General features: G+C 54.1%; 4 protein-coding genes and 1 pseudogene. 4 read left to right on the forward strand and 1 reads right to left on the reverse strand.

Annotation, left to right across the window (positions count from 1 at the left end; translation table 11 throughout):
* The first annotated feature begins 294 nt into the window (after positions 1-294).
* From lnt to AC13DD_RS00110, 4 genes and pseudogenes are all read left to right on the forward strand, one after another.
* On the forward strand, positions 295-1,734 hold the full coding sequence (gene lnt / locus AC13DD_RS00095) for an apolipoprotein N-acyltransferase (RefSeq protein ID WP_011784893.1): 1,440 nt from the start codon (positions 295-297) through the stop codon (positions 1,732-1,734).
* Positions 1,735-1,840: 106 nt separating this feature from the next.
* Positions 1,841-2,317, forward strand: a pseudogene (lspA, locus tag AC13DD_RS00100) (signal peptidase II).
* 139 nt (positions 2,318-2,456) lie between these two features.
* Positions 2,457-3,017: an MBL fold metallo-hydrolase gene (locus AC13DD_RS00105; protein WP_202348775.1), complete on the forward strand. Its 561-nt coding sequence runs from the start codon at positions 2,457-2,459 to the stop codon at positions 3,015-3,017.
* Positions 3,014-3,967, forward strand: a complete 954-nt coding sequence (locus tag AC13DD_RS00110) for a bile acid:sodium symporter family protein (protein WP_058089841.1) — start codon at positions 3,014-3,016, stop codon at positions 3,965-3,967. The genes AC13DD_RS00105 and AC13DD_RS00110 overlap by 4 nt, the downstream gene beginning before the upstream one ends.
* 227 nt (positions 3,968-4,194) lie before the next feature.
* Here the strand turns inward: AC13DD_RS00110 and cadR are convergent, their stop codons facing one another.
* Positions 4,195-4,596, reverse strand: coding sequence for a Cd(II)/Pb(II)-responsive transcriptional regulator (gene cadR / locus AC13DD_RS00115; protein WP_482930656.1), 402 nt, complete (start codon positions 4,594-4,596; stop codon positions 4,195-4,197).
* Between the last annotated feature and the right edge of the window lie 106 nt (positions 4,597-4,702).

A 4,702-nucleotide genomic window follows, 5' to 3' on the forward strand; every position in this document is an offset into this window, starting at 1 on the left:
CAATGCGCATCAGGTTCCTCCCCAACAGATCGTAACTGTTTTATTGACCTTATAGTGGCTATATGGTTTTAAATCATAATCCGACAATACTCAAGTGGAGCCGTATCATGAGTAAACCCTGTGAAGACGCCTGTGGCTGCGGACTGAATTGAGCGGAGCAAAAAAGCATGAGCCACAGGGTTGATACTGGCTTCGGAGGCGAGAGCATTGGGTGATAAGTACGCGCTACCCTCCACGGGCATGCGCCACAAGGAGCTTCTAACAAGGGGGATAGCTCTACTTGCCGGAGGCGCCATGCCGCTTGCCTTTGCCCCTGTGGGCTGGGCATGGCTTGCAATGATCGCTCTGGCTGCATTTTTTGCCCTGACCGCGCAATCTTCAAAGCGTCAGGTGCTATGGTCGGCCTACCTCTTTGGCCTTGGTTACTTCGGCGTAGGTGTCTCCTGGGTCTTCATCAGCATCAGCCAGTACGGCAATGGCCCTGTGGTGGCGGGGTTAGCCACAGCGGCCTTTGTCTCGCTGCTCGCCCTCTTCCCATGGGGCGTCGCCTATCTCGTGCGCCGCCTGAGACCTGAGATGGATGCGATGGCGCTCTGGCTAGGACTACCGGCGGCATGGGTGTTGAGTGAATGGATGCGCACCTGGTTCTTGACCGGCTTTCCCTGGCTCTTTATCGGCTACAGCCAGACCGACACCACACTCGCCACTATCGCTCCTGTCTTTGGTGTGCTTGGCGTGAGTTTTCTGGTGGCACTGTTCGCCGGCGGTCTTGCGTGGGTTATCTTAGGCCCAAGCCTGCGCCGTGCAGCGGTAGCCGGTGCCGTGTTAATCGTTACTCTCGCTGGCTTGCAGCTCCTGGACCGCGAGTGGACGCAGCCAGCCGCTGACCCGATCGATGTCGCCCTCTTGCAAGGAAACATCGCGCAAGACAAGAAATGGGACCCGGATTACCGGGAAATCACAATTGAGCGCTATCAGGCGCTTACGAAGCAGCATCTCGGGGCCGACATCGTGATCTGGCCAGAAGCGGCAATCCCGATGTGGCATGACCAGGCCAAAGAATATCTTGCTGAGCTTGAGGCGTTAGCCGATCAGGCAGGCACCTTGTTAATGATTGGCGTCCCGGTACGCGAGGCGGATGGCCGCGCCTATAATGCAGTGGTAAGCCTCTCCGATCCCTCAGGCTTCTACTACAAACGCCACCTGGTGCCCTTCGGTGAATATGTTCCGTTTCGGGAGTTTTTGGGTTCGGCCCTCGACGTGCTCGGGGCGCCCATGTCCGATTTTACACCGGGACGGGACGCGCACGTCCTGAATGCAGCAGGGGTGCCCGTAGGGGCACTCATCTGCTACGAGGCGGTCTTTGGTGCTGAAGTCACGGAACTTCTGCCCGAAGCGCAGGTGCTGGTGAATGTCAGTAATGATGCCTGGTTCGGCAGCTCGCTCGGCCCTCTCCAGCACTTCCAGATGGCCCGCATGCGTGCCATCGAAACCGGACGTGACCTACTGCGAGCCACGAACACGGGTATCACAGCAGCTGTCAGCTACGAGGGAAAGATCCTCAAGCGCGCTCCTCAGTTCCGCGTAGCCAGCCTCAGCGTCGAGGTGACACCGCGAACTGGTGCGACCCCTTATGTGCGCTGGAGGGATTGGCCTGTCCTTGGTGTGATCGCACTCGGACTCGGCTTGCTCCTGCTTCTTCGAATTCGCCAGTATCATCGGCTGGGTACATGACGCCCGCCACTCTATAGCGAGCAGATTTTCAATTGGGTGAGGAGGAAGGAATTTGTCTACTTATGGCAATTGGCTCGCAGAGAAAGCCCACGAGCCGAGAAAAACGATGCGCTGGCTGTGGCTCTCGCTCCTGTTACTGCTGGCGGATCAGGCTAGCAAGTACCTTGCCAGTACCATGCTTATGTATGGAGAAAGTGTATCGGTCACGCCCTTCTTCAATTGGGTCCACCGCCACAATACGGGGGCGGCGTTCAGCTTTCTAGCGGATGCCGGCGGTTGGCAGTAGCCGCTTTTCATCGGGCTGGCCTTGGTTATCTCGACGTTACTGGTGTACTGGCTTTGGCGTTCACCGAGCGTACTGAGTTATCGGCTCGCACTCAGCGCTATCCTCGGCGGTGCGTTGGGCAATGCCGCAGATCGCTTACGCTTGGGCTACGTCGAGGATCTTCTCGATTTTCATTATGCCCAGTGGCACTGGCCATCGTTCAACCTGGCGGACGTATGGATCGTCCTCGGTGCTGCCCTCTTTATCTGGGCCGAAATACGACATCAGCCAGGCAGCCGTCGCCGCGGAATCGGCTAGAGTCTTCGCTGTCGCACGCTTGATCCTATCCCAGATATACGTAGCTTCTTTCTCATAAAGCACACAGCAAGCCGGTTGCCCATGCAGGTTGATGGTAGCATTTGCGGATGGAAGCGCCGACGCAGACAGGGGACATCACATGATCTTTCGACAACTGTATGAACCCGTATCCAGCACTTACACCTATCTTCTGGGCTGCGAGGAAACCGGACGAGCGGTCCTGATTGATCCGGTTATCAACTCGGTCGAGCGCGACCTGGCAGAGGTATCAAAGCTGGGGCTCAAGCTGGAATACACTCTGGATACCCATATCCACGCCGATCACATCACTTCCGCCCGCGAGCTAAAGCAGAAAGCGGGCAGTAAAATCGCGGCGCCTGCCATGGATTGCCTGCCCTGCACGGACGTAGGAGTTGAGGAGGGGAGGCCCTTTCAGGTCGGTCGGCTCAGCTTCCAGCCGATTCACACGCCGGGCCATACCGATGGCCATTTCGCATACCGTCTGGACGACCGTATTTTCACCGGCGACGCTCTTCTGATCGAAGACAGTGCTATTTTTCCTGTACTTGCTGATCTCATAGCGTTTCTGATGCACGACTGCTGCGATGGGCACTGTGCTTATTGCGACAAAGCCATCGAGTTGTTCGCGCAGTGTGAAGGTCGCCCAACCTCATCGGGCACGGTGGACTCCAAGATATGATCAGATTCATCTATTTTGTGGAGTCTAATCTTGTTTGGTTCGTTATCACTTTAGCTGGTTTGGTCTTAGTATTCCCAGGGTTAGGAACGCACCTAGAGCCCTTTATCGGTCCACTGCTCGCGCTGCTGATGCTTGTCATCAGTCTTACCTTCGACGCACATGCCGTTCGAGTGGTCTTTCGCAAACCTTCAAGGCAATTTTTAGCACTAGGTCTGGTCTATGGTCCGATGTCGATTGCCGGTTTTCTGACTGGCCGTTTATTTTTCGGGAACGGACCTCTTGCAGCAGGTCAAACGTTGCTTGGCACATTGCCGACAGATGTTTCGTCTCCGCTGCTGGTATTAATGGCGCGGGGGAATGTTGCCTTAGCAGCCGTTTTTAATGCGGTCAATACAGCACTATCGCCATTCATTGTTCCATTCGTTTTTTTATGGCTGACTGGAATACAGCTGGAAGTTCCTCTCGGGGCAATCATCTTTGAATTAGCCTTGATCGTTCTCGTTCCCACTGTTGTTGGAGTGAGCTTACGCACAGGATTTCCAGATTTTTTTGCACGCCATGATTCAACGTACGCGGGAATTGGATCAATCATATATCTTCTGATACTACTGGCTGTAGTAGGCCCAAACGCAGAAACTATCATTGGTTATGGCTGGTACGCTTTTTTGATTGCTGGAGCAGCCCTGAGTCTTAATCTGATTGGCTACCTGATAGGAATGTCCTCACGGTTGCTAACCTCTGACCGGAAAGAAGTGATTACCTATCTCTTCACCGTGAGCAAAAAAGAATTTAGCATTGCTGCTGCTTTTGTCGCCGCATCTGGCTTACCTTCAGAAATTGCGATTCCTGCCGCATTCTTTGCAGTGATACAAATGATCACTTCACCCATTGCCGCTAAGATCCTTGCACGGCACGGCTTACTACGATTCCGAGCGAGCGATCAGCACTAAGGATCTTGGTATTGTTTCAGCGCCGAATTACCAATGAACTACTGGCAACAGTTGATGCAGCCTTTTCAACGAAACAAGACATGATGAAGTGCTTGCTCTATCTGCCGACTACTCAGGCTCCGTGTTGTCGAAAAACTCCGCCAGGGAGCGGATGTTCAGCACCTACGCAAGTATATTGATCTTTCCACGCTGGCTACCCTAATACTGAGCATACCTGCTTCAGGCTACTACTGCATGCTTCCTTCGCTGAGCCCTTCGAGAACCCCACAGGCCTCATTTTCCCGATCATCGTTACAACTTGCTCGCAGCGACACAAGTTGTTTCTCCAGTACCTGCAGATCGGTTATCTGAGACCGTACCTGAGCGATGTGATCATCAAGCAAGGTGTTGATGGCCCTGCAAGGCTGATGGGGCGCGCCCTGATAACGCTGTAACTCGTGAATTTCAGCGAGTGACAGCTCAAGTATTCTGCAGCGCCGGATGAAGGCCAGTCGCTCAACATGCCGTTCAGTGTAAATACGGTAGCCGTTGTCCTGACGATCCGGCGGTGGTAACAAGCCCTCTCGCTCATAGAAACGGATGGTCTGGGTGTCAACCCCTACGGACCGCGCCAACTGACCAATGCGCATCGGGTGTCTCCTCAACAAATGGTATCTGCTCTATTGACCTTATAGTGGCTATATGGTTTTAAATCATAATCCGACAATACGCAAGTGGATGCATCATGAGCCAAAA

This window comes from Marinobacter sp. L-13 (genome assembly GCF_056857715.1).

Bases quoted from the DNA above. Each gene is read 5' to 3' on its own strand.
- AC13DD_RS00110 (WP_058089841.1), top strand. From the start codon at position 3,014: ATGATCAGATTCATCTATTTTGTGGAGTCTAATCTTGTTTGGTTCGTT.
- lnt (WP_011784893.1), top strand. From the start codon at position 295: ATGCCGCTTGCCTTTGCCCCTGTGGGCTGGGCATGGCTTGCAATGATC.
- cadR (WP_482930656.1), bottom strand. From the start codon at position 4,596: ATGCGCATTGGTCAGTTGGCGCGGTCCGTAGGGGTTGACACCCAGACC.
- AC13DD_RS00105 (WP_202348775.1), top strand. From the start codon at position 2,457: ATGATCTTTCGACAACTGTATGAACCCGTATCCAGCACTTACACCTAT.